The following is a 26,824-nucleotide window of genomic DNA, read 5'->3' on the forward strand; positions in this document are numbered from 1 at the left end:
AACGCATGAGGCTACCCTGTAACCATCACTTCTGGCAACATTAAGCCGTAAATTTTCAGCAGGTGGAATATGGCTCGCGCAAAACTGAAATTCCGGCTTCATCGCGCCGTGATTGTCCTTTCCTGTCTCGCACTATTAGTGGTGCTGATGCAAGGAGCATCGTGGTTTAGCCAGAACCATCAACGGCAACGTAACCCGCAGTTTGAAGAGCTGGCCCGCACGCTGGCGCGCCAGGTGACGCTCAACGTCGCGCCGTCCATGCGTACCGAAACGCCGGACGATAAGCGGATAGGCCAGGTTTTACGCCTGCTCACGGAGAACAGCCGCATTCTTGATGCCGGCGTCTATGATGAGCAAGGCAACCTGATTGCCCGCGCGGGCGAGCACGTCGACGTGCGCGACAGGCTGGCGCTGGACGGTAAAAAAGCCGGGGGCTATTTTAACCAGCAGATCGTCGAACCTATTCAGGGGAAGAATGGTCCGCTGGGCTATCTGCGCCTGACCCTCGATACCCACACCCTGCCTACTGAAGCCAAACAGGTCGATAATACCACCAATATTCTGCGCCTGATGCTGCTGCTTTCACTCGCCATCGGCGTTGTGCTGGCACGTACCCTGCTTCGCGGCAAGCGCTCGCGCTGGCAGCAATCCCCGTTCCTGCTGACCGCCAGCAAATCCGTCCCCGAAGACGAAGAGAGCGAGAAGAAAGAATAGTGATAAAGTAGGCGAACGATTCGGAAAAGGAACTTTGCCATGACGACGTTACGCCTGCTTATCTCTGACTCTTACGATCCCTGGTTTAATCTCGCGGTAGAAGAGTGCATCTTCCGCCAGATGCCCGCTACCCAGCGCGTACTGTTTCTCTGGCGTAACGCCGATACGGTGGTCATTGGCCGCGCGCAAAACCCGTGGAAAGAGTGCAATACGCGGCGCATGGAAGAGGACAACGTCCGTCTGGCACGCCGCAGCAGCGGCGGCGGCGCGGTGTTTCACGATCTGGGCAATACCTGCTTCACCTTTATGGCGGGCAAACCGGAATACGACAAAACCATCTCAACGTCCATCGTCCTCAACGCGCTCAATTCACTCGGCGTGACGGCGGAAGCGTCCGGGCGTAACGACCTGGTGGTGAAAACCCCGGAGGGCGACCGGAAGGTCTCCGGCTCCGCCTACCGCGAAACGATGGATCGCGGCTTCCATCACGGCACCCTGCTGCTGAACGCTGACCTGAGCCGTCTGGCGAACTACCTGAATCCGGACAAGAAAAAGCTCCAGGCTAAAGGGATTACCTCCGTGCGCGGGCGCGTGGCGAATCTGGTGGAGCTGCTGCCGGGCATTACTCACGAGCAGATTTGCGATGCGATCCGTGACGCGTTCTTTGAATATTACGGCGAGCGCGTGGAGGCAGAAGTGATCTCCCCTGACAAAACCCCGGACCTGCCCAACTTCGCCGACACCTTCGCCCGCCAGAGCAGCTGGGAGTGGAACTTCGGCCAGGCACCTGCGTTTTCCCATCTGCTGGATGAGCGTTTTACCTGGGGCGGCGTGGAGCTGCATTTTGACGTGGAGAAAGGCCATATCACCCGCACGCAGGTGTTTACCGATAGCCTGAACCCGGCGCCGCTGGAAGCACTCGCGGCACGTTTGCAGGGCTGTTTGTACCGGGCGGATATGCTGCAGCAGGAATGCGACGCGTTGATTGGGGATTTCCCGGGGCAGGAAAAAGAGTTAAGAGATTTGTCAGCATGGATTGCGCAGGCCGTGCGCTAGTTAAAAAGCCCGCTGGCGCTGCGCTTAGCGGGCCTACAAAACCATAGGCCGGGTCAGACGAAGCCGCCACCCGGCTCAACAGCTCTTACTCTTTATCGCCCAGCAGAACGGATTCCAGCGCGATTTTGATCATGTCGTTGAAGGTCGTCTGACGCTCGGCAGCGGTGGTCTGCTCGTGGGTACGGATGTGATCGGATACGGTGCAGATGGTCAGCGCTTTCGCACCGAACTCAGCCGCAACGCCGTAGATACCCGCCGCTTCCATTTCCACGCCCAGGATGCCGTATTTTTCCATCACGTCGAACATCTCGCCGCCGTCCGGTGCATAGAACAGGTCAGCAGAGAAGATGTTACCCACGCGCGCTTCAACGCCCAGCGCTTTTGCCGCGTCAACCGCGTCGCGCACCATACCGAAGTCAGCAATCGCCGCGAAGTCATGGTCTTTAAAACGCATGCGGTTAACTTTGGAATCGGTGCAGGCGCCCATACCGATAACGATGTCGCGCAGCTTAACGTCCATGCGCACCGCGCCGCAGGAGCCAACGCGGATGATTTTCTTCACGCCGAAGTCAGTGATCAGCTCTTTGGTGTAGATGGAGCAGGATGGGATACCCATGCCGTGGCCCATCACGGAGATTTTGCGGCCTTTATAGGTACCGGTGAAGCCCAGCATGCCGCGAACGTTGTTCACTTCACGCACGTCTTCCAGGAAGGTTTCAGCAATGTGCTTCGCGCGCAGCGGGTCGCCCGGCATCAATACGACGTCAGCGAAATCACCCATTTCTGCATTAATGTGAGGAGTTGCCATCTTCAGTTCCTTTTCATTTGAATTTTTTTTGCCCGGTGGCGCTTCGCTTACCGGGCCTACATTCTGTTCTCCCTCTCCCTGTGGGAGAGGGCCGGGGTGAGGGCATCAGGCCGCACCCAATCCGTTCAGAACATGGCCTTGCCATATTCCATGTCAGACGTACCAAAGTATTTCGCGATAGTCTGGCCGATGTCCGCGAAGGTTTCACGGTGACCAAGCGAGCCCGGCTTCACTTTCGGGCCGTACACCAGCACCGGAATGTGCTCACGGGTGTGGTCGGTACCGGTCCAGGTTGGGTCACAGCCGTGGTCCGCGGTCAGGATCAGAATGTCATCTTCACCCACCAGCTCCATCAGCTCCGGCAGACGACGGTCGAACAGTTCCAGACCGGCCGCATAGCCTGCGACGTCGCGACGGTGGCCCCAGGAGGAGTCGAAGTCCACGAAGTTGGTGAAGACAATGGTCTTGTCGCCCGCGTCTTTCATCTCTTTGATGGTGGCATCGAACAGCGCATCCAGACCGGTGGCTTTCACTTTTTTGGTGATGCCGCAGTTGGCGTAGATATCCGCGATTTTACCCACGGAAACCACGTGGCCGTCTTTCTCTTCAACCAGCTTCTGCAGCACGGTTGGCGCCGGTGGCTCAACGGCCAGGTCGTGACGGTTACCGGTACGCTGGAAGTTACCCGCTTTGTCGCCGATAAACGGACGCGCGATCACGCGGCCAATGTTGTAGCCGCCTTCGGTCAGCTCTTCACGGGCGATTTCGCACAGCTCGTAGAGTTTATCCAGGCCGTAGGTCTCTTCGTGGCAGGCAATCTGGAACACGGAGTCAGCGGAGGTGTAGAAAATCGGCTTGCCGGTTTTCATGTGCTCTTCGCCGAGCTCATCCAGAATTACGGTCCCGGAAGAGTGGCAGTTGCCGAGGTAGCCCGGCAGATTGGCGCGCTTCACCAGCTTATCGAGCAGCTCCTGCGGGAAGCTGTTCTCGTGATCGGAGAAATAACCCCAGTCGAACAGCACCGGCACACCGGCGATTTCCCAGTGGCCAGACGGGGTGTCTTTACCGGAGGAGAGCTCGTGAGCCCAGCCGTAGGCGCCCACGACTTCCGCGTTGCCGTCCATACCGGCTGCGATTTTACCGGTAGAACCTTCATGCGCTTTCACCAGACCGAGGCGGGTCAGGTTGGGTAGAGTCAGAGGGCCTTTACGACCGTTGTCCGCTTCGCCTTTCGCACAGGCTTCCGCGATGTGACCCATGGTATCGGAACCCACGTCACCAAAACGTTCTGCATCTTCGGTTGCGCCGATGCCGAATGAGTCCAGCACCATAATAAATGCACGTTTCATAATTGTTCTCCGTACGTAGTGCTTAAAAATGATTGATCAGATCAGTATACCGCTATTCGGTGATACGGCGATAGACAGTCGGTGTGGTTTCCGGCGCTTTATCGTCAAGCGTAATGGCTGCCTTCACCGCTTTCGCCGCTTCCTGCCAGCTGGCTTCGTCTTTGGCGTGGATCACCGCCAGTGGACGCTGACCGTCAACGCTGTCGCCCAGACGGGCCATATCGGTAAAGCCGACGCTGTAATCAATGGTGTCCGATGCCTGACGGCGTCCGCCGCCCATCGAGACCACCGCCATGCCGAGCGCGCGGGTGTCCATTGCGGAAACGAAGCCTTCGGAATCTGCGTAAACGGCTTTGCTGAGCATCGCGGTTGGCAGGTATTTCGCGTAGTTTTCGACGAAATCGGTCGGGCCTTTCTGCGCCGCAACCATGCGGCCAAAGATCTCCGCCGCTTTGCCGTTGTCCAGCACCGCCTGCAGCTTCGCGCGCGCTTCTGCATCGTCTTTGGCCAGCTTGCCGGAGATTAACATCTCAACGCACAGCGCCATGGTGACGTCGAACAGACGCGGGTTACGGTATTCGCCGGTGAGGAACTGTACCGCCTCACGCACTTCGACCGCGTTACCGGCGCTGGAGGCCAGCACCTGGTTCATGTCGGTGAGCAGTGCGGTGGTGCGCACGCCCGCGCCGTTGGAGACGCCAACGATCGCTTCGGCAAGCGCAGCAGAAAGTTCATAGGTCGGCATAAACGCACCGCTGCCCACCTTCACGTCCATCACCAGCGCGTCCAGCCCTTCAGCCAGTTTTTTCGCCAGGATAGAGGCGGTGATCAGCGGGATGGAGTCAACGGTCGCGGTGATATCGCGGGTCGCGTAGAAACGCTTGTCTGCCGGAGCAAGAGAGCTGGTCTGGCCGATAATCGCCACACCAACGTCTTTAATAATGTCGCGGAAGCGGCTGTCATCCGGGAAGATATCGAAGCCCGGAATGGCTTCAAGTTTGTCGAGCGTACCGCCGGTGTGGCCCAGGCCGCGCCCGGAGATCATCGGGATGTAACCGCCACAGGCTGCCACCATTGGGCCGAGCATCAGAGACGTCACGTCGCCCACGCCGCCGGTGGAGTGTTTGTCCACAATCGGGCCGTTAAGGTTGAGGCTTTTCCAGTCCAGAACGGTTCCTGAATCTCGCATCGCCATGGTCAGCGACACGCGCTCAGGCATCGACATATCGTGGAAGAAAATGGTCATCGCCAGAGCCGCAATCTGCCCTTCAGAGACGGTGTTATCACGAATGCCGTTGATAAAGAAGCGGATCTCTTCGTCGCTTAATGCATGACCATCACGTTTTTTACGAATAATTTCTTGTGCGAGAAACACGGTAACCTCCATGCGGAATCGGGGGAGTTGTGGCGGGTGGCGCTACGCTTACCCGCCCTACGATCCTGTAGGCCGGATAAGCGAAGCGTCATCCGGCATTATCTGGCAATCAGTAGCTGCTTGCGCTCTTACCGTCGCCGTGACCCAGCGCTTTCAGCAGGCTGGCCAGCAGGCTGGACGCGCCGAAGCGGTAGTGGCGGGAATCGGCCCAGTCGGCGCCAAACAGCTCGTCGGCAATCGCCAGGAACTGCTGCGCGTCTTCGGCAGTACGCACGCCGCCCGCAGGTTTGAAACCAACGGTTTTGGACACGCCCATGTCGCGGATCACTTCCATCATGATGCGCGCGCTTTCTGGAGTCGCATTCACCGGCACTTTACCAGTAGAGGTTTTAATGAAATCCGCACCGGCTTTGATGGAAATTTCAGACGCCTTACGAATCAGCGCCTCTTCTTTCAGCTCGCCGGTTTCGATGATTACTTTCAGCAGCACGTTTGCCGCCGCGCAGGCCTCTTTACAGGCTTTCACCAGGTCAAAACCAACCTGCTCGTTGCCGGCGATCAGCGCGCGGTACGGGAATACCACGTCAACTTCGTCTGCGCCGTAGGCAATCGCCGCGCGGGTTTCTGCCAGCGCAATCTCGATATCGTCGTTGCCATGCGGGAAGTTAGTTACGGTTGCAATACGCACGTCCGGCGTGCCCTGCTCTTTCAGCGTCTTACGGGCAATCGGGATAAAGCGCGGGTAGATACAGATGGCTGCGGTGTTACCCACCGGCGTTTTCGCCTGATGGCACAGGGCGATGACTTTTTCATTGGTGTCGTCATCGTTCAGGGTGGTCAGATCCATCAGTTTCAACGCGCGCAGGCTGCTTGCAGTTAAATCGGTCATAACATTCTCCAACGGCAGTGCCGTATAAATTTTACCTTGCGGGTCTGTGAGTATTCTAACATTCACCCGCATCCACACTTCGACATTCATCACAGTTAATGAAAACTGCGTACAATTTTGCATTACTGTAATGAGATCTTCTTCAAACTTTAGCGCCTAAATTGCCGACTAAAGCAGCGATACCCCCTGTCGGATCAAAAGCCCCGACAGGCTGGCTTCCTACAATCCGTTCATCATCCGCAGAACACTCAAGGAAGCGAATATGCCCCACTCCAGCCCCGACGCCCTGCAACAACGTTGCCAGCACATTGTGACAAGCCCGGTGTTAACCCCGGAACAAAAACGTCATTTTCTGGCGCTGGAAGCGGAAAACAACCTGCCTTATCCGGCACTTCCTGAGGCCGCGCGAGCCGCGCTGGACGAAGGGTTTATCTGCGACATGTTCGAAGGTCACGCGCCTTACAAACCCCGTTACGTTCTGCCGGATTACGCAAAATTTCTGGCTAACGGTTCAGAGTGGCTGGAGCTGGAAGGGGCGAAAGATCTCGACGACGCCCTCTCGCTGTTAACCATCCTCTACCACCATGTTCCGTCCGTCACATCGATGCCGGTCTATCTCGGTCAGCTTGATGCGATATTAACTCCATATGTTAGAATTCTAACACAAGAAGAGATCGATAGCAGAATAAAACGTTTCTGGCGCTATCTCGACCGTACGCTGCCGGATGCGTTTATGCACGCAAACATCGGGCCTGCCGACGGCCCCATCACACGCGCCATTCTGCGTGCCGACGCAGAGCTGAAGCAGGTCGCACCGAACCTGACCTTCATCTACGATCCCGATATCACTCCGGACGACCTGCTGCTTGAGGTGGCAAAAAACATATGTGAATGCAACAAACCGCACATTTCTAATGGCCCGATGAATGATAAAATTTTCACAAAAGGCCGTTACGGCGTGGTGAGTTGTTACAACTCCCTGCCGCTTGCAGGCGGTGGCAGCACCCTGGTACGCCTTAACCTCAAAGCCATTGCGGAACGCAGCACATCCATTGAAGACTTCTTTACCCGCGCGCTCCCGCACTACTGCCAGCAGCAAATTGCCATCATCGATGCGCGCTGCGATTTTCTGTACGGGCAATCTGGCTTCTTTGAGAATAGCTTCCTGGTCAAAGAGGGGCTCATTGATGCCGATCGGTTTGTGCCGATGTTTGGCATGTACGGCCTGGCGGAAGCGGTGAACGTGCTCTGCGAGAAGGAAGGCATCGAGGGGCGTTACGGTAAAGACGAACAGGCTAACGCGCTGGGGTATCGCATCAGCGAGCAGCTCGCGGCATTCGTTGAAAACACGCCGGTAAAGCACGGCTGGAAGCATCGCGCGATGCTGCATGCACAGTCGGGGATCAGTTCTGACTCGGGCACCACGCCGGGCGCACGTCTGCCTTACGGCGACGAGCCGGATCCCATCAGCCATCTGCTGGCCGTTGCGCCGCATCACCAGCACTATCACGCCGGGATCAGCGATATTCTCACTCTGGATGAGACGGTAAAACGCAACCCGCAGGCGGTGGTTCAGCTGTGCCTCGGCGCCTTCAGAGCGGGTATGCGGGAATTTACGGCTAACGTAGCGGGTAACGATCTGGTCCGCGTGACCGGCTATATGGTGCGATTATCGGATCTGGAGAAATACCGGGAAGCGGGTTCGAGAACCAACACCACGTGGCTGGGTGAAGAGGCCGCACGCAATACCCGTATCCTGGAACGTCAGCCACGCGTGATAAGCCATGAACAGCAGATGCGCTTTAGTTAGTCAGGTCATTCCTTTTTCCTGCGTGGACGGACCGGGCAGCCGCCTGGCCCTGTTCCTGCAGGGCTGCAACCTGCGCTGCAAAACCTGCCACAACCCGTGGACGATCGGCCGCTGCAACGACTGCGGGGACTGTGTGCCCCACTGTCCGCACGACGCGCTGACCATTCAGGCCGGACGCGTCTGGTGGCAGGAGAGTGACTGCCAGCAGTGCGACACCTGCCTGCACCTGTGCCAGCAGCAGGCAACGCCTATGGCGCACCGCTTCAGCGTGGATGAGATCCTCACCCAGATCCGCAAATCCGCACCGTTTATCGAAGGGATCACCGTGAGCGGCGGTGAAGCCACAACGCAATTGCCGTTTTTGATAGCCCTGTTCAACGCGATCAAAGCCGATCCCGCCCTGCGTCACCTCACCTGCCTGGTAGACAGCAACGGTCTGTTAAGCGAAACCGGCTGGCAAAAGCTGCTGCCGGTACTGGATGGCGCGATGCTGGATCTGAAGGCGTGGGGGAACGAGCATCACCGCTTCCTGACCGGGCGCGAAAACCCGCAGATTAAGCAGAGCATCCGCTGGCTGGCAGATCGTCGCCGTTTGACGGAACTCCGCCTGCTGGTTATTCCGGAGCAGTGTGATTATCTGGAACATCTCAAACCGCTAACGACCTTTATCCACGGGCTTGGAAATGTGCCGGTGCGCATCAACGCATTTCATGCGCATGGCGTTTACGGTGAGGCGGCATCATGGCGTAGCGCCACGCCCGAGGACGTTGAACCGCTGGCGCTGGCGCTGGAAAAACAGAAGATAACGGTGATCCGCCCGGCGCTTTACCTATAGCGTGATGCCAAATACCGAACGGGTATTTTCAAGCAGCGCGTCGGCAATCACCTCTTCAGGCTCCTTTCGCAGTTCACACAGGGTGGTAAACACGCGCGCTGCCTGTTCCGGACGATTCGGCTGACCCTGAAAACCATTCAGCGGCATATCCGGCGCGTCGGTTTCCAGCAGCAGCGCCGACAGCGGCAGCTGTGCCATCACGTCACGGGTTTTACTGGCGCGCGGATAGGTGATGGTGCCCCCGACGCCGATTTTATAGCCCAGCGCGATAAAACGCTGCGCCTGCTGCAGGCTGCCGGAGAAACCGTGCACGACGCCCATGCGCGGCAGACCGATGCGTTTCAGGTGCATCGCCAGCTTATCGTGCGTGCGTCTTGAATGGAGGATAACCGGCAGATCGTGGCGCTTCGCCAGCCTGAGCTGCGCGTCGAGGATCGTCTGCTGGCGCTCAAACTGCGGATCCTCGCGATAAAGATCGAGGCCGATCTCACCGATGGCGACAAGTTTGTCTCCTGCGGTCAGCACTACCTCATCAAGCCTCTCAATGTGCTCATCAAGATGCCGCTCAATCACAATCGGATGCAGGCCGAGCGCGGCATAGAGCGCGGGGTACCGCATGGAAAGATCCAGCACCCGGGAAAAATAGGCCGCTTCCACTGACGGCACAATGATGGCCTGAACGCCTGCCTCGGCAGCTTTCGCAATGCTTTGCGCTTCATCCCCCGTAAACGGCGGGAAATCAAAGTGGCAGTGGGTATCGACAAAGCGGTGCGTCACGCCAGATCCTCGTTATCCAGTGGAACATCGTTCGCCTGGGGAATATCCACCAGCGGCATGGTCAGCGGGTCGTTGGCGACAATCGCAGGCGGCATAATAATGCGTTTATGGCGATGAAGCGGCGGTTGCTCCGCGAGCATTTTGCCTACCGTCGCCAGGAAATAGCGCCCGCACAGCCGCCCCGTTTTGTAATCCATGCGCAGTGCAGGAACGCGGCTGCCCAGGGCCATGCTCAGCAGCGGCTTAGGCGGATAGATTTCAAAAATACGCAGCTTACCCGGCGGTTTTTCAATGAAGCGCTGCATCGCGCCGTAGGTGGTTTCATGCTGCTTCGCGATGTTCACCAGCGGCTGCAGGCTGCTGTCGCCCAGCCAGCGCTCCATCCGTTTAAACCACTGCGGGGTGTAATACATTTGCGACGGCACGGTACGGATCACCACAATGGTTTTCGCCCCGCGCCGGGCGGCTTCCTGCACCGGCACCGCGTCACTGATCCCGCCGTCCAGATAGCTAATGCCGTCCAGCAGGGCGCCGGTACGATAAAAGCCGGGGATCGCGCTGGAGGCGCGGATGATGTCCAGCCAGTTCTCCTTCTGAGGAGAAAAATAGCCCGGCGAATAGTCATCGCCCCGGCTGGCGCACATCCAGAATTCTTTGCCGCTATCAAACAGACGGGCGGCAGTATCCATGGCCAGCGGCATCTGGCTGGAGGTCGACTCCAGCAGCCAGTCGAGATCGATCAGGTTGCCGCCGCGCACAAAGCGCACCGGATTAAAAAATTCTTTCGCCGTGGTGTAGCGCATAATGACCTTTCGCGCGTAGCCGGGCTGGTTACAGACATAGGCAGAGAGGTTCTGCGCGCCGGCAGAGGTGCCGAAGTAAAGGTCAAACGGGTTGAACTGCGCGCGCATAAATTCATCCAGCACGCCGGCGGTGAAAATGCCGCGCTGTCCTCCACCTTCGCAGACCAGCGCGAGTTGACCTGCGCGAAACGGCTTTAACGTCAGCGGCGCAATATTGCCGAGCGTAACGGGAATTCGTTGCCCCACCTCTGCTTTCCTGTTTTGATTATTTTATAACACCACAGTAACGCACCCGACCTGTTCCGCAAATAAGAAAAAGCCAGTCACAGTGACTGGCTTTATTTTGTTGAAGGAATATTGCGTTTGCTACGGACGTCTGCGACCCGTAAACAGGCTGACCAGGAACAGAATAATACCCACAACGAAGACAATTTTAGCTGCCCATGCCGCTGTACCTGCCAGTCCACCAAAGCCCAATGCGGCGGCAATTAACGCGATAACCAGAAATATAATGCCCCAACGAAACATAAGCTTCTCCTTTACCATAGTTAATGTCGGCCGCTAAACGTGAGCGCTCAGGTCACTCACCGGCGTTTTTCCAGAGTCGTTCTTATTTCGCCCGCAGGTGTAAGCCAGGCGGGCGAATGGTCCAGATTTACTTCGTTTTCAGATCGTTTTTAACGCTTTTCACACCGTCAATCGCTTTCGCGATGGACTCGGCGCGTTCACTTTGCGCCTGCGAATCTACCGTACCGGAAAGCTGAACCACACCATCGGTGGTTTCCACTTTCACCTTACGAGACGGCACGATGTCATCTGCTAAAAGTTTAGCTTTGATTTCGCTGGTGGTAGCGGCATCACCGGCATAACCTTTCACCGACGCGTTTTTGCCGTCACGTACGTGCAGCTTATCGCTGACGGAGGCAACACCTTCGACGCCCTTCGCGACTTTCACCGCCTGTTCGGCCTGAGCCTGGCTTTCCACGAAGCCGCTCAGCGTGACCACTTTCTTGTCGGTCTTAACGGAAATATCGGTGCTTTTGATGGATTCATCATCCACCAGTGCGGCTTTCACTTTTGCTGTGATTGAGCTGTCATCCATGAAGTTGCCGACTTTATTCATAGAGCTATCGATTTTTTGCCCTGCGGTATCGGCAGTGGACTGTGCTTTATCCATGGTGGTGCTTTCCGCCAGGGCGGAACCGCTCACCAGAACGCTACCCAGGGTTACAGCCAGCAGAGTTTTCGAAATCTTCAGTCTTGTCATATTCATCGATCTATTCCTGTGTTGACCCGTTATTCGGGCTACATACTTCCTTAGTAGTTTTATATATTGCGAATAAACACGCGGGCAAAATGGACAACCTAAAGTCATGCATTGAACAGTTAATTTATCCACGCCCGGTGTTAAACACTGAGTTAAATATAGATCACTCTCACAGAGCCGCTTTCAGAATTGAGTAAAAAACGCGCGAATAGCGTGAAATTGCGTTGAATTAAGAACATTCCGCAAGGGATTAATAAGACAGGAATTAAAGAAGAGCACGGCGGCAGCCGTGCTCTGAGAGGGGATTAGTGCTCGCGGGTTTTACGGAACTGAACGTCAGGATAACGTTCCTGCGTCAGGTTCAGGTTCACCATGGTTGGTGCGATATAGGTCAGGTTATCGCCACCATCCAGCGCCAGCTGAATTTCGTTCTTACGCTTAAATTCTTCGAATTTCTTCACGTCAGAACACTCAACCCAGCGCGCGGTCGCGACGTTCACAGACTCGTAAATCGCTTCCACGTTGTACTCGCTCTTCAGACGGGCAACAACCACGTCGAACTGCAGCACACCGACTGCGCCAACGATCAGATCGTTGTTCGCGATAGGGCGGAACACCTGCACGGCGCCCTCTTCGGAGAGCTGAACCAAGCCTTTCAGCAGCTGTTTCTGCTTCAGCGGATCGCGCAGACGAATACGACGGAACAGCTCCGGTGCGAAGTTCGGAATACCGGTGAACTTCATCATTTCACCCTGGGTGAAGGTATCGCCGATCTGAATAGTGCCGTGGTTGTGCAGACCGATGATGTCGCCCGGATACGCCTCTTCAACGTGCGAACGGTCGCCCGCCATAAAGGTCAGGGCGTCAGAAATCACCACGTCTTTACCGGTACGCACCTGACGCAGCTTCATGCCCTTTTCATACTTACCGGACACCACGCGCATAAAGGCCACGCGGTCGCGGTGTTTCGGGTCCATGTTGGCCTGAATTTTGAAGACGAATCCGGTGAATTTCTCTTCTTTTGCTTCCACTTCACGGGTGTCGGTTTTACGCGGCATTGGGCGTGGCGCCCACTCCACCAGACCGTCCAGCATGTGGTCAACGCCGAAGTTACCCAGCGCGGTACCGAAGAAGACCGGGGTGATTTCACCGCTCAGGAACAGCTCTTTGTCGAACTCGTGAGACGCACCCTTCACCAGCTCCAGCTCGTCGCGCAGCTGCTCGGCCAGCTCTTCGCCGACTGCCACGTCCAGCTCAGGGTTATCCAGACCTTTCACCACGCGAACGTCCTGAATGGTGTGGCCTTTACCGGTCTGATACAGGTAGGTTTCGTCTTTATAGAGGTGATACACCCCTTTGAACAGCTTACCGCAGCCAATTGGCCAGGTGATGGGCGCACAGGCGATTTTCAGCTCGCTTTCCACTTCGTCCATCACTTCCATCGGGTCACGGATGTCACGGTCGAGTTTGTTCATAAAGGTGAGGATCGGCGTATCGCGCAGACGGGTAACTTCCATCAGCTTACGAGTCCGATCTTCTACACCTTTCGCGGCATCGATCACCATCAGACAGCAGTCCACCGCCGTCAGGGTACGGTAGGTATCTTCGGAGAAGTCTTCGTGGCCCGGGGTGTCCAGCAGGTTCACGAGGCAGTCGTGATACGGGAACTGCATCACGGAGGTGGTAATCGAAATACCACGCTGCTTTTCCATCTCCATCCAGTCAGATTTTGCATGCTGGCTGGAGCCACGGCCTTTAACGGTACCCGCAGTCTGGATCGCCTGTCCGAACAGCAACACCTTCTCAGTGATGGTCGTTTTACCGGCATCCGGGTGCGAGATAATGGCAAAAGTGCGGCGCTTGGCCACCTCTTGCAGATAAGGAGACAACGTCATAATTAAATCTTCTTTTATAAGCGCGGCAGCACGACACGCATCATGGAATACAAAATTGCGGCTATTTTACCCATCAATGGGGGGCAGGCAATCATTGTTTACACAGGAGTTGCTCCAGTTCGTTCAACGACGTTACGGTCCAGGTCGGCTCGATGCCTTCAGGCTTCACGCGGCCATGCGCGTTGAGCCAGACAGTCGACAGACCGGCATTCATGCCGCCCAGGATATCTGACTCTGCCGTATCACCCACCATCAGTACGCGATCGCGGTCAGGATTACCTGCCTGCGACAGCGCATAATCGAAGATCCGCGGATCCGGTTTAGGTACACCCACCTCTTCGGAGATCACCAGAGCGTCGAAATGATCGCGCAGGCCGGTGCGCTCGAGGCGGATCTGCTGCAGGGCGGTAAAACCGTTGGTGATGATCCCCAGTTTCACCTTGCCTTTCAATGCATTCAGCAGGGAAACCGCGCCCGGCAGTGGCGCACAGATATCGGCCATCGCGTTCAGGAACGCCTCGTTCAGCGTCCCCGGACTGACCTTTAAGCGTTCCGCCCAGACGTCAAAGCGCTGGTGCTGAAGCTGTAACGCGGTGATGGCACCGTTCTGGTAATCCACCCACAGCGGCTTGTTTACCGCCTGATAGTCCTGAAAATCTTCAGCGGTGAAGGTCACGCTATAGTCGAGAAACATCCGCTGTAGTCCGCCGAACGAATCGAACGTAAACAGCGTTTCGTCGGCATCAAAGAAAATCCAGTCCCATTTCATCGTTACAACCTTATTTTTTATTATCCAATCGGCAGAGCCATTATGATGGCGTCTTCACGTCCCTCTGCGGTGGGGTAGTAGTTACGGCGGATTGTCGCCTCGTTAAAGCCTAAGCTTTCATAGAGCGCGATGGCGGCGACATTCGACGCGCGCACCTCCAGCCACAGGGTGAAAACGTCACGGGTTTCGAGCTCACGGATGAGGTGCTCGAGCAGTTCTCTTCCCAGCCCACGGCGCTGGAACGCGGGATCAACCGCGATATTAAACAGCGTCGCTTCATCAAGAACAACCTGCGTGATTGCGAAGGCGGCCATGGTGCCGTCGACGTCCAGGCGGTAGTTCAGATACCGTTCGCCCTGATTGCTGGCGAAGGTTTTTTCGCTCCACGGAAAGGCGTGGGCGCGTGTTTCAATCGCAAACGCGGTGGTCAGGTCAGTCGTCGTGAGGGAAGAAATCGTGTTCATATTCGCAGATTTGTTGCCATAGCGCGCTGCGCGCCTTTGGGTTGGCTTTCAGTTCGTCCAGCGCTGGCGTGGAGATCTGGCTCCCCTGGAGGGGGATCTCGTTTGTCTCTCCGATACGCCAGCTGTTACAGCGGCTATCAGGAGGAAGCATCGCGACACGCTCTGGCGTCAGCTGTAAAACCTGGTCGGCCGTCATCTTCAGGCTGCGAAGGACATCATCGATCAGGGGTTCATTCAGGGCAGGCAGTTCTTCCGCCACCATCACCAGGCGTACGTGCGCAGGGATGGAAATGGCGATTTCGCCCTGCAACGCCGTCGGGCGACGCAAAGCCCACTGGGTAATGCCCAGCTGCTGCAACTGCCAGTCTCGTCGGGATGTCATAGGGAAAACTCCTGTCTCTCAGGCGCGCAAATATAGCAAATGTGTCGAAAGTGCGCCATCTACCTACTATAATCCCCGCCTGAGTTTATTGAGGAACAATTCATGTCTGCATTTACCCCGGCAAGTGAAGTCTTGCTGCGTCACAGTGATGATTTCGAAGAAAGCCGTATTCTGTTTGCCGGAGATATGCAGGATGACCTGCCTGCGCGTTTCGACTGTGCTGAAAGCCGTGCCCATACCCAATACTACCACCACTGGCAGGTGCTGAGCCGCCAGATGGGCGAGCGCGCGCGCTTTAGCATGGTGGCGGAGCAGAGCGATATCGCCGACTGCGATACGCTGATTTACTACTGGCCGAAGAACAAACCGGAAGCCCAGTTCCAGCTGATGAATCTGCTCTCCCTGCTGCCGGTCGGCTGCGATATTTTCGTGGTGGGTGAGAACCGCAGCGGCGTGCGCAGTGCAGAACAGATGCTGGAAGCTTACGCCCCGCTGAACAAAGTCGACAGCGCTCGCCGCTGTGGTCTGTACCATGGCCGTCTGGAAAAACAGACAACGTTTGACCCACAGGCTTACTGGGACGAGTACCAGCTTGACGGCCTGACCATCAAAACCCTGCCGGGCGTGTTCAGCCGTGACGCGCTGGATACGGGCAGCAAGCTGCTGCTCTCCACCCTGACGCCGCACACCAAAGGCAAAGTGCTGGACGTGGGCTGCGGCGCGGGCGTGCTCTCTACCGTGCTCGCCAGCCATTCACCAAAAGTCCGTTTAACCCTGTGTGACGTAAGCGCCCCGGCGGTAGAAGCCAGCCGCGCAACGCTTGCCGCAAACGGCATTGAAGGCGAGGTGATTGCCAGCAACGTCTTCTCTGACGTCACCGGTCGTTTCGACATGATCATCTCCAACCCGCCGTTCCACGACGGCATGGAGACCAGCCTTGAAGCGGCACAAACGCTGATCCGTGGCGCAACCCGTCACCTTAACAGCGGCGGCGAGCTGCGTATCGTTGCGAACGCCTTCCTGGCGTACCCGAAAGTGCTGGACGAAACCTTCGGCTTCCACGAAGTGATCGCCCAGACCGGCCGCTTTAAGGTCTACCGTACCGTGATGACACGTCAGGCCAAAAAGTAATCTCCACTCCTGCAGGTCGGATAAGCGCAATCGTCATCCGGCAAGCAGGCGTCTCCGTTCCGGCCATTTTTGCAGCAATCAATAAAAGGTGAGCACTTTTCAGTTGACGTAAAGCTGAAAACATCTAGAATGCGCCTCCGTGGTTACGATACTTTTACAGTATCGATGGTATGCGAAGGTGGCGGAATTGGTAGACGCGCTAGCTTCAGGTGTTAGTGTCCTTACGGATGTGGGGGTTCGAGTCCCCCCCCTCGCACCATAAATCACAATGATATTGCTCGCACTGGGCGAAGGTGGCGGAATTGGTAGACGCGCTAGCTTCAGGTGTTAGTGTCCTTACGGATGTGGGGGTTCGAGTCCCCCCCCTCGCACCAACGAGGCGATATCAACAATAGTAAGATGACTGTGCGAAGGTGGCGGAATTGGTAGACGCGCTAGCTTCAGGTGTTAGTGTCCTTAGGATGTGGGGGTTCGAGTCCCCCCCCTCGCACCAATTATCTTACATCCCTTCTGAAGTTCCTCTTGTTTTCCCTGTTATTTCAAACTCATCAGTATCACCAGAATTCCACTGACCAGTGCTACGCAGGATGGCAGTAAAACAAAGTGGCGCAGTTGCTTATGCCAGATCATGCCTGACGTGACTAACAGGCCTGACACAATGATCGCTTTCCAGGTATCAAGGGAGAGATCGGCAAACATCAAACCGCCGAGAATGGCTCCCGGTAGCAATACCCCCCAACCACTTCCCAGCGCCCTGTTCAACATGATCTGCCCTCTCACAACGATAATGATAACCAATATCATATGACAGAGATTATCATTTGTCAGCTGAATGAATCAAAATCCAGCGACCTTTACCTTTCCCGTAATGACAGGAATTGCCTAAGGTGATAAATTGCACACCTGTTAACAACACCTAAAGATTTTCTGATAATTACTCTTTGAGTTTTTTGCATATTTTATTGCGAAACAACACCTACTTATTTGTTTTAATTAAATTTTAATAAAAACGCACGACTATGACATCACAATCCTGGCGGTCTTTGGTTCACAGAAAATATCAATTGTCGTTACGTTTGTTTTTATTTCTGAACGCAACCTCGGCAGTGTTCTCGGTAACAAACCCGCTCAATTCCGTACGCCTGTTATCTGCACCACTTATTGCTATTTTCTCCATCAGCACAGGGCTGTTCGTCTGGCACTGGAGAAAGCGCGCGCGGAAGATAAATATTCCTGTTGTTTCAGGGATCTTCGGTATTTTATGGGCCTGGCAAATTGTGTCGAAATTCGCCTTAATTTCCCACGACCATGCGACGTATTTGCTAATTGCCCTGTTGACGGTGCTTTTTATCGGAACGCTTGCATTCGCCAGTAATATCAAAGCATTTACGCTGCACTCATTGCCCACCTTTATTGTCTGCCTGTGGCTAAGCGATCACGATATATGGCTGAGAATGACCTATTCTTTCGCACTTCCTGTGGTGGCAATTGCTATTCATAACATTTTGCAAAGACGTAACGATCGTTTCGCTCAGGAATTGCTCTCTCGCCTGCTGGAAGAGCGAGAAACCCTTACCGATCTCAGCATGATGGACCCGCTTACCGGGCTCTATAATCGTCGCGGTCTGCAAAGCCGTCTGGAGAACCTGCCGACGGTAGAAAATGGCGAGCACTTTGTCCTGCTGATGGATATCGACCACTTCAAAGCCTATAACGACCATTATGGCCATATGATGGGCGACCAGGCGCTGAAGCGCGTCTCTGCGGCAATCCGCGACGCCGTGCGTTCTCGCGATATTGTGGCGCGCTTTGGCGGGGAAGAGTTTATGGTGCTGCTGACCAATATTTCACTCGAGCATGCTCGCCAGACGGCCGAGCGGATCCGTCAGAAAGTCTACGATTTGAAAATACCGCATCTGTTTAACGAGAGCGTCGCGACAAACGTCACCATCAGCATTGGTATTGCTATTTTCGAGGATGAAGACGTGGAAGGCGCGCTGGAAAAAGCGGACAAAGCCCTCTACGAAGCAAAGCATATGGGGCGCAATAACATTCTGTTGAGCGAAGAGCTGCAGACGGCGTAAACATCACGGCGATGTCACCAGGACAAAAGTCTTGCCATTGGTATGAGCAATAGTTAGGATTGGCAATCATTATCATTTAGATTTCTATCTATACTATGGCTACGCAAACCGCACACATCGTCGAACCCCTCCTCTGGCGAGCGCCCCTCACCAGCGGGAATGCTTCGCTTGCGGATGCCATACGGGATAAGATTGCGGAGACGCGCGCCCACCTGCTGGACTTTATCCGGCTTGATGAAGCGCACCCGAACCACGCCATGACGCTCGCAGAGTGGCGCCAGCCGACAAAACTGCAATCGCTGCTGGCCACCTATTCCGACCATATCTATCGCAATCAGCCCACCCTTACGCGGGAAAATAAACCTCTGCTTTCACTCTGGGCGCAGTGGTATATCGGGCTGATGGTGCCTCCCCTCATGCTGGCGCTGTTAACGCAAAAGAGCATGCTGGAACTCTCGCCGGATAATTTCCACGTCGAGTTCCACGAAACCGGGCGTGCAGCCTGCTTCTGGATCGATCTTCACGAAGACCAGAACGCGGAACGCCTGACGGCTCAGGAACGCATGGAGCAGCTTATCACGCAGGCCCTGATCCCGGTGGTGGAAGCGCTTGAAGCGACGGGGGAGATTAATGGGAAGCTTATCTGGAGCAATACGGGGTATTTAATCCACTGGTATTTAACGGAAATGAAGCCTCTGCTTGGTGATGAGAACGTTGACGCCCTGCGTCAGTCCTGTTTCTTTGCAAAACAGCTTTCCGATGGCCGCGACAACCCGTTATTCCGTACCGTCGTGCTCCGTGATGGGCTTCTGGTTCGCCGCACCTGCTGCCAGCGCTACCGCCTGCCGGACGTTAAGCAGTGCGGGGATTGCACGCTGAAGTAGTGCAGTGAATTGCCCGGTGGCGCTTCGCTTACACTGGCCCGGCCTGAGGCCTTCCCCCTCTCCCACAGGGCTGAGGGTTCCCCACAAAATAATGCCGGCACGGAACAGTCCCCTCGCCCCTCCGGGGAGAGGGTTAGGGTGAGGGGAACATACAGCTGTAGTGGTCATTCCGTTCACTTTATGTTCCTTGCTACTCTGTAACCCCATAACCGGTGAACGTGCCAGGGTGGCTCAGTCGCCACCACCCTGGCGACCCGGGCTCCCGGCGGTAAATCGCCGCTACGCGGTGCCCTCGGCTTATTCCTTCCGGCTTATCGGGGACGGGCGGAAGGCAAACGCCTCAGCGATTTACAGCCGGACCAGGGCATCGCTGAAAGGCCTCAGTCGTTCTTAAACAACGTTATTGCTGCTTAAAAATTACTGGGGATCCCTCAGCCCACAGGGAGAGGGAACAAACACTAAAAACGGCAACATGCGTTGCCGTTTTGCTTTTACCTAGGCCACCTGCTGATTGTCCTCTTCCGCGTTACGCTGCGCTTCTTCCGCTTCCTGCTCCAGCAGCTGCTTCTCGTACACTTTGAAGAACGGGTAATAGATGATTGCCGATACGCAGGCCAGAACCACAACCAGAATAGCCGCGCGGAAATCCCAGCCCAGAGCCCACGCTGCGCCTATCGGAGCCGGTGCCGTCCAGGGGACCACTGAGATGACGCGGCCAATCAGGTCAAAGGTCATCGCCGCCCAGGCCAGCACGGCATTTACCATCGGTGCCAGCAGGAACGGAATAAAGAACACCGGGTTCATCACAATCGGCGTACCGAAAATGACGGGTTCGTTGATGTTAAAGAAGCTGGGTACCACGCTCAAACGCCCGATAGAGCGTAAATGCGCTGAACGGCTACGCAGATAGCAAATCACCAGCCCCATCGTGGCGCCCGACCCACCAATCACGATAAAGAACGTCCAGAACGCCTCCATAAAAATATGCGGCAGAGGCTGGCTGGCGGCCAGCGCGGTCTGGTTAGCGCCCAGGTTAGTCAGCCAGAACATCTGCAGCATCCCGGAGACGATGGCGGCGCCGTGGATCCCGGCGAACCACAGCAGATGGCCAATCAACACGGCCAGCAGGATCGCAGGCAGCGAATCCGCCGCGGACACCAGCGGTTTAAAGACCGACATAATGGCCTGCGGGATCAGCATGCCGAACTGAGACTGAATGAGCAGGCTCAGAGGATAGAGCGTTAACACCACCACCAGCACCGGGATCAGCAGATCAAAAGAGTTTTTGATCATCGGCGGAACCTGGTCTGGGAGGCGAATACCGATGTTATGCGCCTTGAGGAAACGCATCATCTCAACGCAGTAGATCGCCACCAGAATCGCGGTAAAAATCCCCGTGCCACCCAGGCTGTCGACAGGAAGCGTGCCTTTGGTTTTCGGAGCCGCGACCAGCAGAAACGCCATCAGCGACAGCATGGCGCACATGAACGGATCTAACTGGTGCGATTTGACATAGTGTTTGCCAAGGTTATAGGCAATCGCCGCACAGATATAAATGGACATAATGCCCATCGTCATATCAAACGGCGTCAGGATCTGGCCTTCAAACTGCTTCGCCATATCCAGCCAGGCGCGGGCGAAACCCCAGGTGGTATCAGGCGAAAAAGGTGGGTAAGCGAACACTAACAAAAATGAACCCACAATCATAAATGGCATCGCGGAGATGAACCCATCACGAATAGCCATGACATGACGCTGGGAAGAGATCCGCCCGGCAATCGGGCTCACGTAATTTTCAACGAAACGGAATATCAGGTTAAACGCAGCATGGTTGGCAGACATGGCAGATCTCCTGTCAGACGTTTGTTACGGGCACATTCGCGCCGCACGTTGTTCCATAAATCAGCTTCACAACCTTGCTGGCTTGTGTACCAGTGGTACTGCTCAGACGAAATGGTTTCATAATTTGCTCTTATTATTGGATACAGGGGACGTTACGTACTCAGTATTAATCGACGCATCACGCTCTGCAACCGGTTACTGTAACCGGTTTCTGTGAATGTGAAGAGGATCCAGAAATCAGCCGTTCGGGATATTTGTTACTTAAGAGATATTTACAGAGCATAAATTCTTATGACAGATTACGCAGGATATTTGTCAGGAGGAAACAATGAGTTTGCAGTCTGTACAGCAGTTTTTTGCCGACAACGCGCCGGATATAGACGTAATTGAACTTAGTCAGAGTACCGCTACCGTTGCGTTGGCTGCTGCCGCCCATCGTGTTGAACCGGGACAAATCGCCAAGACCTTGTCATTAAAGGTGAAAAATGAGGTGATTCTGGTGGTAGCGAAAGGCGATGCGCGCCTGGATAACAAAAAGCTGAAAGATACGTTTGGTGCGAAAGCGCGCATGCTCAGCAGTGATGAAGTGGTGACCATCACCGGTCATCCCGTTGGCGGCGTGTGCCCGTTCGGGCTGGAAAACCCACTCGCGGTTTACTGCGATATCTCATTAAAGCAGTACGCCGAAGTCCTGCCCGCCGCAGGCGCAATTCACAGTGCCGTGCGTATTTCACCAGACAGAATGGCAGAGCTGACTTCCGCAAAGTGGGTTGATGTTTGCATCTGATTGATGCGCCAGAGCCTGTCTGGCGCGCAACGGGCAGGTTATAAAAAGGTTGGCTTGCCGAGTGCCGAACTTCGCGGTTCTCTTGCTGGAAGGTGAGTAATTATATCCGCCGCATCCAGCAACCCGACGTCAGAGTTCACCCCCAGCTTCACCATCGCATTAAACTTATGCGCCCGGATGGTCTTAATATTGCGTTCAAGCTGTGCCGCGATTTGAGGAATAGAATAGCCGCAAGACATATAACGTAATATTGCCCGTTCCGTTGGGCTTAACATTCTGTTTTGACTCCGGTACCAGTGATTCATCATATTGTCATTGATGCGCACCGTTTCACCCAACAACACCATGAGTTCCTGCTGCAGGTGCTCAAGCGTCAGCGATTTACTGACCACGCCGTGAAGGCGTGACGGCGAAAGATGGCTAATTAACCGTGCTTCCGTCTCATCAGCAACCAGGATAATGCGCTGTATATGACCATGCGTAAACGCGAGGTCCCGCAGGTGTGCCAGACAGTTACGACGTTCCTCTCGCGCATCGGAAAGTGAATAGATCAGCGAGAAAAAATTGACGTTCTGAAGTGCTTTCTTAAAGCTGTCAAATTCGCTAAACAGATGCAGCTGATAATGATTCAGGCCGGGCATTGCAAAAAGATGCTGTAGCCCAACGGCACTCATCGTGCAATTTTCGACGATGGCGATATGTCTTGTTGAATCGGTTTTTTCCATTCCTCGAACTCTCCATAGGCTGACATCAAACTCAGCTCTCTCATTCCCTGCGTACTGTTGATCCAGGCGTACATATCGGCATTACTGCGTAAGGACAGCCGTCGCATCGCACTGTTTTTCTGCGCACTGATGGTTTTATTGCTCTTCTTGAGCAGGGTGGCGATTTGGTTAATCCCCCATCCTTTACCTAGCAGACGCAGTACCTTGCGTTCCGAGTGCGTGAGCGCGATAACGTGTTCGTCTTCATCCTCCGTACTTTGAGGTTCCGGGGTTAATAACGTCTGGCTTATCCGCTCTGCCCGCTCGCTACCTGCCCGAATAGCGTTCACCACGCCTTCAATGGGCTCCATATCAGACAGCAACGTACTTTCCGGGCGCATAAGCAACTCAACCGCAATAGGATAAAGCGGCCGCGAAACTAAAAAGATCCAGTGAATGTCCCGGTATTGATTCAATAAACCGTAATACTCTTCGAGGGTGCCCCGAGGATTCCTGTATTCACCTGAAACATCGGCAATAATGACATCCGCGCGGCGTAACTGGAGCAGCGTTAGCTCCTGCAGTGAGCGGCAATAGGTAAGTTCAAAATCGGGGAAATGGCGTGCCATCACCCCCCCTAACCCGTTTTGCATCACGGGTATCCGGCTAATGACCACGCCGCGCTTACCATGCAATGACAACATAGACCCTCCGTGTCCATTCTTCATTTGATGAGTCACGTTAAAACGCATCAATGTATGAGTATTTTCGTCCCTGAGTGTAAAACTGATTAATACAAGCAGAAGATGAGATAAGTTCTTAGTTTAAGAAATGCCTAAAACAGCGGTAATATCTCATAAAGCGCAAATAAATTTAATTGCGGAGCCATTAAAATAACGACAATATAAAATTAGAATAACTAAATACAAATATTCTATATTTCCATATTAATAATTCACCGCACTGATAAATTAATCCCACTCCCCTTTCGCGATACGGGCGGAAACTGTTTGCATAAACCTTGATCTGGCCCACAGCAAGAGGCACTGCTCTTTGTGCTAAAAGTAATCACTATGGGCCAACCGGCAACTTTCCATCTTCTTCAGGACAATACATGCAGGCAGATCGGTCAACGCAGCGTGCTATCACGCGGCTATGTATTCAGTGCGGTCTTTTTCTGCTCCAGCACGGCGCGGAAAGCGCGCTGGTTGAGGAGCTTTCAACCCGGCTGGGAGTGGCACTGGGTATGGATAGCGTTGAAAGCGCTATCTCATCCAACGCCATTGTGCTGACCACCATCAAAGACGGTCAGTGCCTGACCTCCACCCGCAAAAACCATGACCGCGGCATTAACATGCACGTCGTGACCGAAGTGCAGCACATCGTGATCCTTGCTGAACACAAGCTTCTCGATCTCCATGAAATTGAAAAGCGGTTCAACCAAATTAAGCCGTTACGTTATCCGCGCTGGCTTGTCGTGCTGATGGTAGGCCTGTCGTGCGCCTGCTTTTGTAAGCTCAATAAAGGTGGCTGGGACGGTGCGATCGTCACCTTTTTTGCCAGCAGTATCGCCATGTATGTTCGCCAGTTGCTGACGCACCGGCAGCTGCATCCGCAAATTAACTTCTGCATTACCGCGTTTGTCGCCACCACGGTTTCCGGCCTGCTTCTGCGCCTGCCGCAGTTTGCTAACACCCCGACGATTGCCATGGCCGCCAGCGTGCTTCTGCTGGTCCCGGGCTTCCCGTTGATCAACGCCGTCGCCGACATGTTTAAAGGGCACATTAATACCGGTCTGGCACGCTGGGCTATCGCCAGCCTGCTGACGCTGGCGACCTGCATCGGCGTTGTTATGGCTATGACACTCTGGGGGTTGCGCGGATGGGCGTGATAGATTTTCTGCTGGCGCTGGCGCAGGACATGCTTCTGGCCGCCATACCTGCCGTCGGCTTTGCGATGGTATTTAACGTTCCGCAACGCGCGCTGCCGTGGTGTGCGCTGCTGGGCGCGATTGGCCATGGCTCGCGAATGGTGATGATGACCGCCGGTTTTAACATCGAATGGTCAACGTTCATGGCGTCCATGCTGGTCGGCAGTATCGGCATCCAGTGGTCGCGCTGGTATCTGGCGCATCCCAAAGTGTTCACCGTCGCCGCCGTGATCCCGATGTTCCCGGGCATATCTGCGTATACGGCGATGATTTCCGCGGTGAAAATCAGCCATTTTGGCTACACCGAGCCCCAGATGATCCTCCTCCTGAGCAACTTTCTTAAGGCCTCGTCCATCGTCGGCGCGCTCTCTATCGGACTGTCGATCCCCGGACTGTGGCTGTACCGCAAACGCCCACGCGTTTGATATTTGTGTTATTTCGCTGCCATGGAGATAATCCTTCTGGTCCGTTTGGTGAAAATAAGGAAAGGATGTGGCTAACCCTGGCAGCGAACACCCCGAGCACAGTGAAGAATCCAGCCTGAAAGAGAAAATTTTTCAGAGCGCCATCGCGCTTTTTGCCGAGTATGGATTGAACGGTGCCCGCATGGAGCAAATTGCGGAGAAAGCGGGTACCACCAAACGCATGGTGGTTTACCATTTCAAAAATAAAGAGAATCTCTATCTCCTGGTGCTGGAACACGTTTATACCCAGATTCGCGCCAGTGAAAAAGCACTAAGCCTGGCGGGAATGCCCCCTGTTGAAGCGCTGGTCGACCTGGTTGAAGCCACCTTTGACTATCATGCCGACCATCCCGACTACATCCGGATTATCTGCATGGAAAACATGCAGCGTGGCCGCTTTATGCAGCAGTCGAGCTATCTTCGCCAGGTCAACCGCAGCGCGCTCGACCTGCTGGAGGAAATCCTGCGCCGGGGCAAAGAAAAGCAGCTCTTCAGCCAGACGGTTGACGCCCGCGATCTTCACCGCCTGATAAGCAGCTTCAGCTTTCACTACGTTGCCAACAGCTACACCTTCACACTCCTGTTTGAAGACGGTGCGGACGAACAGGCCCAGCGCCAGCACTACCGCAAAATGGCCGTTCAGGTAGCGCTCCGCTACACCTGCCCATAAAATTGCTTGCAATTAAATCGTGCACTATCTATATTCATTTCATGAACGCGAAAACGAACGACGCAACCGCTGCGCTCAAGCTGGATAACCAGCTCTGCTTTGCCCTCTATTCGGCAAATCTGGCGCTTAATAAGCTGTACCGGCAACTGCTGGCACCGCTGAACCTGACCTATCCGCAATACCTGGTGATGCTGGTGCTGTGGGAGCAGGATGACATGACGGTATCGGACATCGGCGAACGGCTGTTTCTGGACTCAGCGACCCTTACGCCGCTGTTGAAGCGGCTGGAAAGTGCCGGGTTAATCAACCGTCACCGTTCCCGCAAAGATGAACGTCAGGTCGCCGTCACCCTGAGCGAAGCGGGACGTGAACTGCAGCAGCAGGCATTGGGTATCCCCCATGCGGTGGGTTGCGCAGCGCAGTGTGATACCGACACCCTGCTGGCGCTCAAACAGCAGCTCGAATTTTTGCGACAACAGCTACACCGCGCGTAAGGCTATACTTTACGCGTGATTATTACCCATATATATCGCACGCTATTTAATAGCACACATTAAAGCAAGATGAGGAACCTGCCATGTCTTTAGAAAAAGTCGTTTATACCGCCAAAGCCAAAGCAACCGGTGGCCGTGACGGTCGTGCCACCTCTTCCGATGGCGTACTGGACGTAAAACTGGGCGTGCCAAAAGAGATGGGCGGCATGGGGGGAGAAGTAACGAACCCTGAGCAGCTTTTTGCTGCCGGCTACTCTGCCTGCTTCCTGGGCGCGATGAAGTTCGTGGCGGCGCGCGACAAATTTGCCCTGCCAAAAGAGGCCTTTATTGAAGGCGAAGTGGGTATTGGCCCGCTGCCAACCGGTTTTGGTATCGAAGCGAAACTGAACATCCACGTTGAGGGTATGGATCCCGCGGAAGCCAAAAAGCTGGTCGACGCGGCGCACATTGTTTGCCCGTACTCTAACGCGACCCGCGGCAACATCGACGTGACTCTGAACATCATCGCGTGATAAATACCTGATGGCGCTGCGCTTATCAGGCCTACGACCGTAGCCCCGGTAAGCGCAGCGCCACCGGGGAAATCCCCTCCTTCCCTTTCCTCTCTCTGTGCTACCATAAGCCCATATCACGCCCGTAGT

General features: G+C 55.0%; 29 protein-coding genes and 3 tRNA genes. 16 read left to right on the forward strand and 16 right to left on the reverse strand.

The genetic code is table 11. The features are described from left to right. The first annotated feature begins 69 nt into the window (after positions 1-69). Positions 70-714, forward strand: a complete 645-nt coding sequence (locus NQ230_RS19970) for a YtjB family periplasmic protein (protein WP_121424980.1) — start codon at positions 70-72, stop codon at positions 712-714. 39 nt (positions 715-753) lie between these two features. Then, positions 754-1,770 carry a lipoate--protein ligase gene (gene lplA, locus NQ230_RS19975; protein ID WP_159515476.1) on the forward strand — a complete coding sequence of 339 codons (1,017 nt, stop codon included), beginning with the start codon at positions 754-756 and terminating at the stop codon, positions 1,768-1,770. A gap of 85 nt (positions 1,771-1,855) precedes the next feature. On the opposite strand, the gene deoD is transcribed toward lplA, so the two are convergent. From deoD to deoC, 4 genes are all read right to left on the reverse strand, one after another. Continuing rightward, positions 1,856-2,578, reverse strand: a complete 723-nt coding sequence (gene deoD, locus NQ230_RS19980; RefSeq protein ID WP_010427122.1) for a purine-nucleoside phosphorylase — start codon at positions 2,576-2,578, stop codon at positions 1,856-1,858. A 125-nt stretch (positions 2,579-2,703) separates the two neighbouring features. After that, the gene (gene deoB / locus NQ230_RS19985) at positions 2,704-3,927 is read right to left on the reverse strand and encodes a phosphopentomutase (protein WP_257258807.1); all 1,224 of its coding nucleotides are present in this window, start codon (positions 3,925-3,927) and stop codon (positions 2,704-2,706) included. 52 nt (positions 3,928-3,979) lie between these two features. Next, positions 3,980-5,302, reverse strand: coding sequence for a thymidine phosphorylase (gene deoA / locus NQ230_RS19990; RefSeq protein WP_257258809.1), 1,323 nt, complete (start codon positions 5,300-5,302; stop codon positions 3,980-3,982). 109 nt (positions 5,303-5,411) lie between these two features. Next, positions 5,412-6,191: a deoxyribose-phosphate aldolase gene (gene deoC / locus NQ230_RS19995; protein ID WP_201283086.1), complete on the reverse strand. Its 780-nt coding sequence runs from the start codon at positions 6,189-6,191 to the stop codon at positions 5,412-5,414. 262 nt (positions 6,192-6,453) lie between these two features. Between deoC and NQ230_RS20000 the strand changes: the two genes are divergently transcribed. Then, on the forward strand, positions 6,454-8,001 hold the full coding sequence (locus NQ230_RS20000) for a YjjI family glycine radical enzyme (protein WP_257258811.1): 1,548 nt from the start codon (positions 6,454-6,456) through the stop codon (positions 7,999-8,001). Next, positions 7,976-8,836 carry a YjjW family glycine radical enzyme activase gene (locus tag NQ230_RS20005; protein WP_159515473.1) on the forward strand — a complete coding sequence of 287 codons (861 nt, stop codon included), beginning with the start codon at positions 7,976-7,978 and terminating at the stop codon, positions 8,834-8,836. The genes NQ230_RS20000 and NQ230_RS20005 overlap by 26 nt, the downstream gene beginning before the upstream one ends. Here NQ230_RS20005 and NQ230_RS20010 read toward each other — a convergent pair. The 8 genes from NQ230_RS20010 to NQ230_RS20045 form a co-directional block, all read right to left on the reverse strand. Beyond that, positions 8,831-9,613, reverse strand: coding sequence for a TatD family hydrolase (locus NQ230_RS20010; RefSeq protein ID WP_257258813.1), 783 nt, complete (start codon positions 9,611-9,613; stop codon positions 8,831-8,833). The two genes, NQ230_RS20005 and NQ230_RS20010, sit on opposite strands and share 6 nt — an antisense overlap. Beyond that, positions 9,610-10,662 (reverse strand): patatin-like phospholipase family protein, encoded by a 1,053-nt coding sequence (locus tag NQ230_RS20015; RefSeq protein WP_121424969.1) that lies wholly within the window; start codon positions 10,660-10,662, stop codon positions 9,610-9,612. The genes NQ230_RS20010 and NQ230_RS20015 overlap by 4 nt, the downstream gene beginning before the upstream one ends. 120 nt (positions 10,663-10,782) lie before the next feature. Further along, on the reverse strand, positions 10,783-10,944 hold the full coding sequence (locus NQ230_RS20020) for a DUF1328 domain-containing protein (protein WP_003856556.1): 162 nt from the start codon (positions 10,942-10,944) through the stop codon (positions 10,783-10,785). A gap of 127 nt (positions 10,945-11,071) precedes the next feature. Then, entirely contained in the window at positions 11,072-11,689 is a 618-nt protein-coding gene (gene osmY, locus NQ230_RS20025) for a molecular chaperone OsmY (RefSeq protein WP_032660819.1), read from the reverse strand. A 299-nt stretch (positions 11,690-11,988) separates the two neighbouring features. After that, on the reverse strand, positions 11,989-13,578 hold the full coding sequence (prfC, locus tag NQ230_RS20030) for a peptide chain release factor 3 (protein WP_257258816.1): 1,590 nt from the start codon (positions 13,576-13,578) through the stop codon (positions 11,989-11,991). A 91-nt stretch (positions 13,579-13,669) separates the two neighbouring features. After that, the gene (gene yjjG, locus NQ230_RS20035) at positions 13,670-14,347 is read right to left on the reverse strand and encodes a pyrimidine 5'-nucleotidase (RefSeq protein WP_032660825.1); all 678 of its coding nucleotides are present in this window, start codon (positions 14,345-14,347) and stop codon (positions 13,670-13,672) included. 20 nt (positions 14,348-14,367) lie between these two features. Next, positions 14,368-14,811, reverse strand: a complete 444-nt coding sequence (gene rimI / locus NQ230_RS20040) for a ribosomal protein S18-alanine N-acetyltransferase (protein ID WP_063143284.1) — start codon at positions 14,809-14,811, stop codon at positions 14,368-14,370. After that, positions 14,780-15,193, reverse strand: a complete 414-nt coding sequence (locus tag NQ230_RS20045) for a DNA polymerase III subunit psi (protein ID WP_063143283.1) — start codon at positions 15,191-15,193, stop codon at positions 14,780-14,782. The genes rimI and NQ230_RS20045 overlap by 32 nt, the downstream gene beginning before the upstream one ends. A 102-nt stretch (positions 15,194-15,295) precedes the next feature. On the opposite strand from NQ230_RS20045, the gene rsmC reads away from it, so the two are divergent. The 4 genes from rsmC (at position 15,296) to NQ230_RS20065 (ending at position 16,817) form a co-directional block, all read left to right on the forward strand. Continuing rightward, positions 15,296-16,324, forward strand: coding sequence for a 16S rRNA (guanine(1207)-N(2))-methyltransferase RsmC (gene rsmC, locus NQ230_RS20050; RefSeq protein WP_257258818.1), 1,029 nt, complete (start codon positions 15,296-15,298; stop codon positions 16,322-16,324). Between the two features lie 172 nt (positions 16,325-16,496). Next, a tRNA-Leu gene (locus NQ230_RS20055) sits at positions 16,497-16,583 on the forward strand. 28 nt (positions 16,584-16,611) lie between these two features. Further along, positions 16,612-16,698 (forward strand) — tRNA-Leu (locus NQ230_RS20060). A gap of 33 nt (positions 16,699-16,731) precedes the next feature. Continuing rightward, a tRNA-Leu gene (locus tag NQ230_RS20065) sits at positions 16,732-16,817 on the forward strand. Between the two features lie 41 nt (positions 16,818-16,858). On the opposite strand, the gene NQ230_RS20070 is transcribed toward NQ230_RS20065, so the two are convergent. Beyond that, entirely contained in the window at positions 16,859-17,128 is a 270-nt protein-coding gene (locus tag NQ230_RS20070) for a DUF1435 domain-containing protein (protein WP_032660829.1), read from the reverse strand. Positions 17,129-17,343: 215 nt separating this feature from the next. On the opposite strand from NQ230_RS20070, the gene NQ230_RS20075 reads away from it, so the two are divergent. Both NQ230_RS20075 and fhuF read left to right on the forward strand, forming a co-directional pair. Further along, positions 17,344-18,408: a GGDEF domain-containing protein gene (locus NQ230_RS20075; RefSeq protein WP_213329920.1), complete on the forward strand. Its 1,065-nt coding sequence runs from the start codon at positions 17,344-17,346 to the stop codon at positions 18,406-18,408. A gap of 95 nt (positions 18,409-18,503) precedes the next feature. Then, complete coding sequence (gene fhuF / locus NQ230_RS20080) at positions 18,504-19,292, forward strand: siderophore-iron reductase FhuF (protein WP_257258822.1); 789 nt, start codon at positions 18,504-18,506, stop codon at positions 19,290-19,292. 495 nt (positions 19,293-19,787) lie between these two features. Here the strand turns inward: fhuF and NQ230_RS20085 are convergent, their stop codons facing one another. Further along, positions 19,788-21,134, reverse strand: a complete 1,347-nt coding sequence (locus NQ230_RS20085) for a PTS sugar transporter subunit IIC (RefSeq protein WP_159515468.1) — start codon at positions 21,132-21,134, stop codon at positions 19,788-19,790. Between the two features lie 328 nt (positions 21,135-21,462). Here NQ230_RS20085 and NQ230_RS20090 point away from each other — a divergent pair, with 328 nt between their 5' ends. Continuing rightward, positions 21,463-21,921 carry a YbaK/EbsC family protein gene (locus tag NQ230_RS20090; RefSeq protein ID WP_008502085.1) on the forward strand — a complete coding sequence of 153 codons (459 nt, stop codon included), beginning with the start codon at positions 21,463-21,465 and terminating at the stop codon, positions 21,919-21,921. A gap of 38 nt (positions 21,922-21,959) precedes the next feature. On the opposite strand, the gene bglJ is transcribed toward NQ230_RS20090, so the two are convergent. Further along, positions 21,960-22,595, reverse strand: coding sequence for a DNA-binding transcriptional activator BglJ (bglJ, locus tag NQ230_RS20095; protein WP_257261354.1), 636 nt, complete (start codon positions 22,593-22,595; stop codon positions 21,960-21,962). Continuing rightward, positions 22,592-23,329, reverse strand: a complete 738-nt coding sequence (locus tag NQ230_RS20100; protein WP_213821492.1) for a helix-turn-helix transcriptional regulator — start codon at positions 23,327-23,329, stop codon at positions 22,592-22,594. The genes bglJ and NQ230_RS20100 overlap by 4 nt, the downstream gene beginning before the upstream one ends. A gap of 410 nt (positions 23,330-23,739) precedes the next feature. Between NQ230_RS20100 and NQ230_RS20105 the strand changes: the two genes are divergently transcribed. The 5 genes from NQ230_RS20105 to NQ230_RS20125 all read left to right on the forward strand — a co-directional run bounded on the left by NQ230_RS20105 (position 23,740) and on the right by NQ230_RS20125 (position 26,695). Then, on the forward strand, positions 23,740-24,516 hold the full coding sequence (locus NQ230_RS20105) for a threonine/serine exporter family protein (protein ID WP_023334415.1): 777 nt from the start codon (positions 23,740-23,742) through the stop codon (positions 24,514-24,516). Next, positions 24,507-24,980, forward strand: a complete 474-nt coding sequence (locus NQ230_RS20110; RefSeq protein WP_020885295.1) for a threonine/serine exporter — start codon at positions 24,507-24,509, stop codon at positions 24,978-24,980. The genes NQ230_RS20105 and NQ230_RS20110 overlap by 10 nt, the downstream gene beginning before the upstream one ends. 67 nt (positions 24,981-25,047) lie before the next feature. Next, positions 25,048-25,689: a TetR/AcrR family transcriptional regulator gene (locus NQ230_RS20115; RefSeq protein WP_029740024.1), complete on the forward strand. Its 642-nt coding sequence runs from the start codon at positions 25,048-25,050 to the stop codon at positions 25,687-25,689. A gap of 41 nt (positions 25,690-25,730) precedes the next feature. Then, entirely contained in the window at positions 25,731-26,183 is a 453-nt protein-coding gene (locus tag NQ230_RS20120) for a MarR family winged helix-turn-helix transcriptional regulator (protein ID WP_121425078.1), read from the forward strand. Positions 26,184-26,266: 83 nt separating this feature from the next. After that, the gene (locus NQ230_RS20125) at positions 26,267-26,695 is read left to right on the forward strand and encodes an organic hydroperoxide resistance protein (protein ID WP_010427173.1); all 429 of its coding nucleotides are present in this window, start codon (positions 26,267-26,269) and stop codon (positions 26,693-26,695) included. Positions 26,696-26,824: the final 129 nt, after the last annotated feature.

The organism is Enterobacter asburiae, assembly GCF_024599655.1.
In the GTDB taxonomy this organism is placed as follows: domain Bacteria; phylum Pseudomonadota; class Gammaproteobacteria; order Enterobacterales; family Enterobacteriaceae; genus Enterobacter; species Enterobacter asburiae_D.

What these genes read in the sequence shown, in the direction of transcription:
- NQ230_RS20125 (WP_010427173.1), top strand. Translation starts at nt 26,267, where the DNA reads ATGTCTTTAGAAAAAGTCGTTTATACCGCCAAAGCCAAAGCAACCGGT.
- rimI (WP_063143284.1), bottom strand. Translation starts at nt 14,811, where the DNA reads ATGAACACGATTTCTTCCCTCACGACGACTGACCTGACCACCGCGTTT.
- deoB (WP_257258807.1), bottom strand. Translation starts at nt 3,927, where the DNA reads ATGAAACGTGCATTTATTATGGTGCTGGACTCATTCGGCATCGGCGCA.
- NQ230_RS20020 (WP_003856556.1), bottom strand. Translation starts at nt 10,944, where the DNA reads ATGTTTCGTTGGGGCATTATATTTCTGGTTATCGCGTTAATTGCCGCC.
- deoC (WP_201283086.1), bottom strand. Translation starts at nt 6,191, where the DNA reads ATGACCGATTTAACTGCAAGCAGCCTGCGCGCGTTGAAACTGATGGAT.
- yjjG (WP_032660825.1), bottom strand. Translation starts at nt 14,347, where the DNA reads ATGAAATGGGACTGGATTTTCTTTGATGCCGACGAAACGCTGTTTACG.
- rsmC (WP_257258818.1), top strand. Translation starts at nt 15,296, where the DNA reads ATGTCTGCATTTACCCCGGCAAGTGAAGTCTTGCTGCGTCACAGTGAT.
- NQ230_RS20075 (WP_213329920.1), top strand. Translation starts at nt 17,344, where the DNA reads ATGACATCACAATCCTGGCGGTCTTTGGTTCACAGAAAATATCAATTG.
- NQ230_RS20105 (WP_023334415.1), top strand. Translation starts at nt 23,740, where the DNA reads ATGCAGGCAGATCGGTCAACGCAGCGTGCTATCACGCGGCTATGTATT.
- NQ230_RS20110 (WP_020885295.1), top strand. Translation starts at nt 24,507, where the DNA reads ATGGGCGTGATAGATTTTCTGCTGGCGCTGGCGCAGGACATGCTTCTG.
- NQ230_RS20000 (WP_257258811.1), top strand. Translation starts at nt 6,454, where the DNA reads ATGCCCCACTCCAGCCCCGACGCCCTGCAACAACGTTGCCAGCACATT.
- lplA (WP_159515476.1), top strand. Translation starts at nt 754, where the DNA reads ATGACGACGTTACGCCTGCTTATCTCTGACTCTTACGATCCCTGGTTT.
- NQ230_RS20100 (WP_213821492.1), bottom strand. Translation starts at nt 23,329, where the DNA reads ATGTTGTCATTGCATGGTAAGCGCGGCGTGGTCATTAGCCGGATACCC.
- bglJ (WP_257261354.1), bottom strand. Translation starts at nt 22,595, where the DNA reads ATGAGTGCCGTTGGGCTACAGCATCTTTTTGCAATGCCCGGCCTGAAT.
- deoD (WP_010427122.1), bottom strand. Translation starts at nt 2,578, where the DNA reads ATGGCAACTCCTCACATTAATGCAGAAATGGGTGATTTCGCTGACGTC.
- prfC (WP_257258816.1), bottom strand. Translation starts at nt 13,578, where the DNA reads ATGACGTTGTCTCCTTATCTGCAAGAGGTGGCCAAGCGCCGCACTTTT.
- NQ230_RS19970 (WP_121424980.1), top strand. Translation starts at nt 70, where the DNA reads ATGGCTCGCGCAAAACTGAAATTCCGGCTTCATCGCGCCGTGATTGTC.
- NQ230_RS20045 (WP_063143283.1), bottom strand. Translation starts at nt 15,193, where the DNA reads ATGACATCCCGACGAGACTGGCAGTTGCAGCAGCTGGGCATTACCCAG.
- osmY (WP_032660819.1), bottom strand. Translation starts at nt 11,689, where the DNA reads ATGAATATGACAAGACTGAAGATTTCGAAAACTCTGCTGGCTGTAACC.
- NQ230_RS20085 (WP_159515468.1), bottom strand. Translation starts at nt 21,134, where the DNA reads ATGTCTGCCAACCATGCTGCGTTTAACCTGATATTCCGTTTCGTTGAA.
- NQ230_RS20070 (WP_032660829.1), bottom strand. Translation starts at nt 17,128, where the DNA reads ATGATATTGGTTATCATTATCGTTGTGAGAGGGCAGATCATGTTGAAC.
- fhuF (WP_257258822.1), top strand. Translation starts at nt 18,504, where the DNA reads ATGGCTACGCAAACCGCACACATCGTCGAACCCCTCCTCTGGCGAGCG.
- NQ230_RS20090 (WP_008502085.1), top strand. Translation starts at nt 21,463, where the DNA reads ATGAGTTTGCAGTCTGTACAGCAGTTTTTTGCCGACAACGCGCCGGAT.
- NQ230_RS20005 (WP_159515473.1), top strand. Translation starts at nt 7,976, where the DNA reads ATGAACAGCAGATGCGCTTTAGTTAGTCAGGTCATTCCTTTTTCCTGC.
- NQ230_RS20120 (WP_121425078.1), top strand. Translation starts at nt 25,731, where the DNA reads ATGAACGCGAAAACGAACGACGCAACCGCTGCGCTCAAGCTGGATAAC.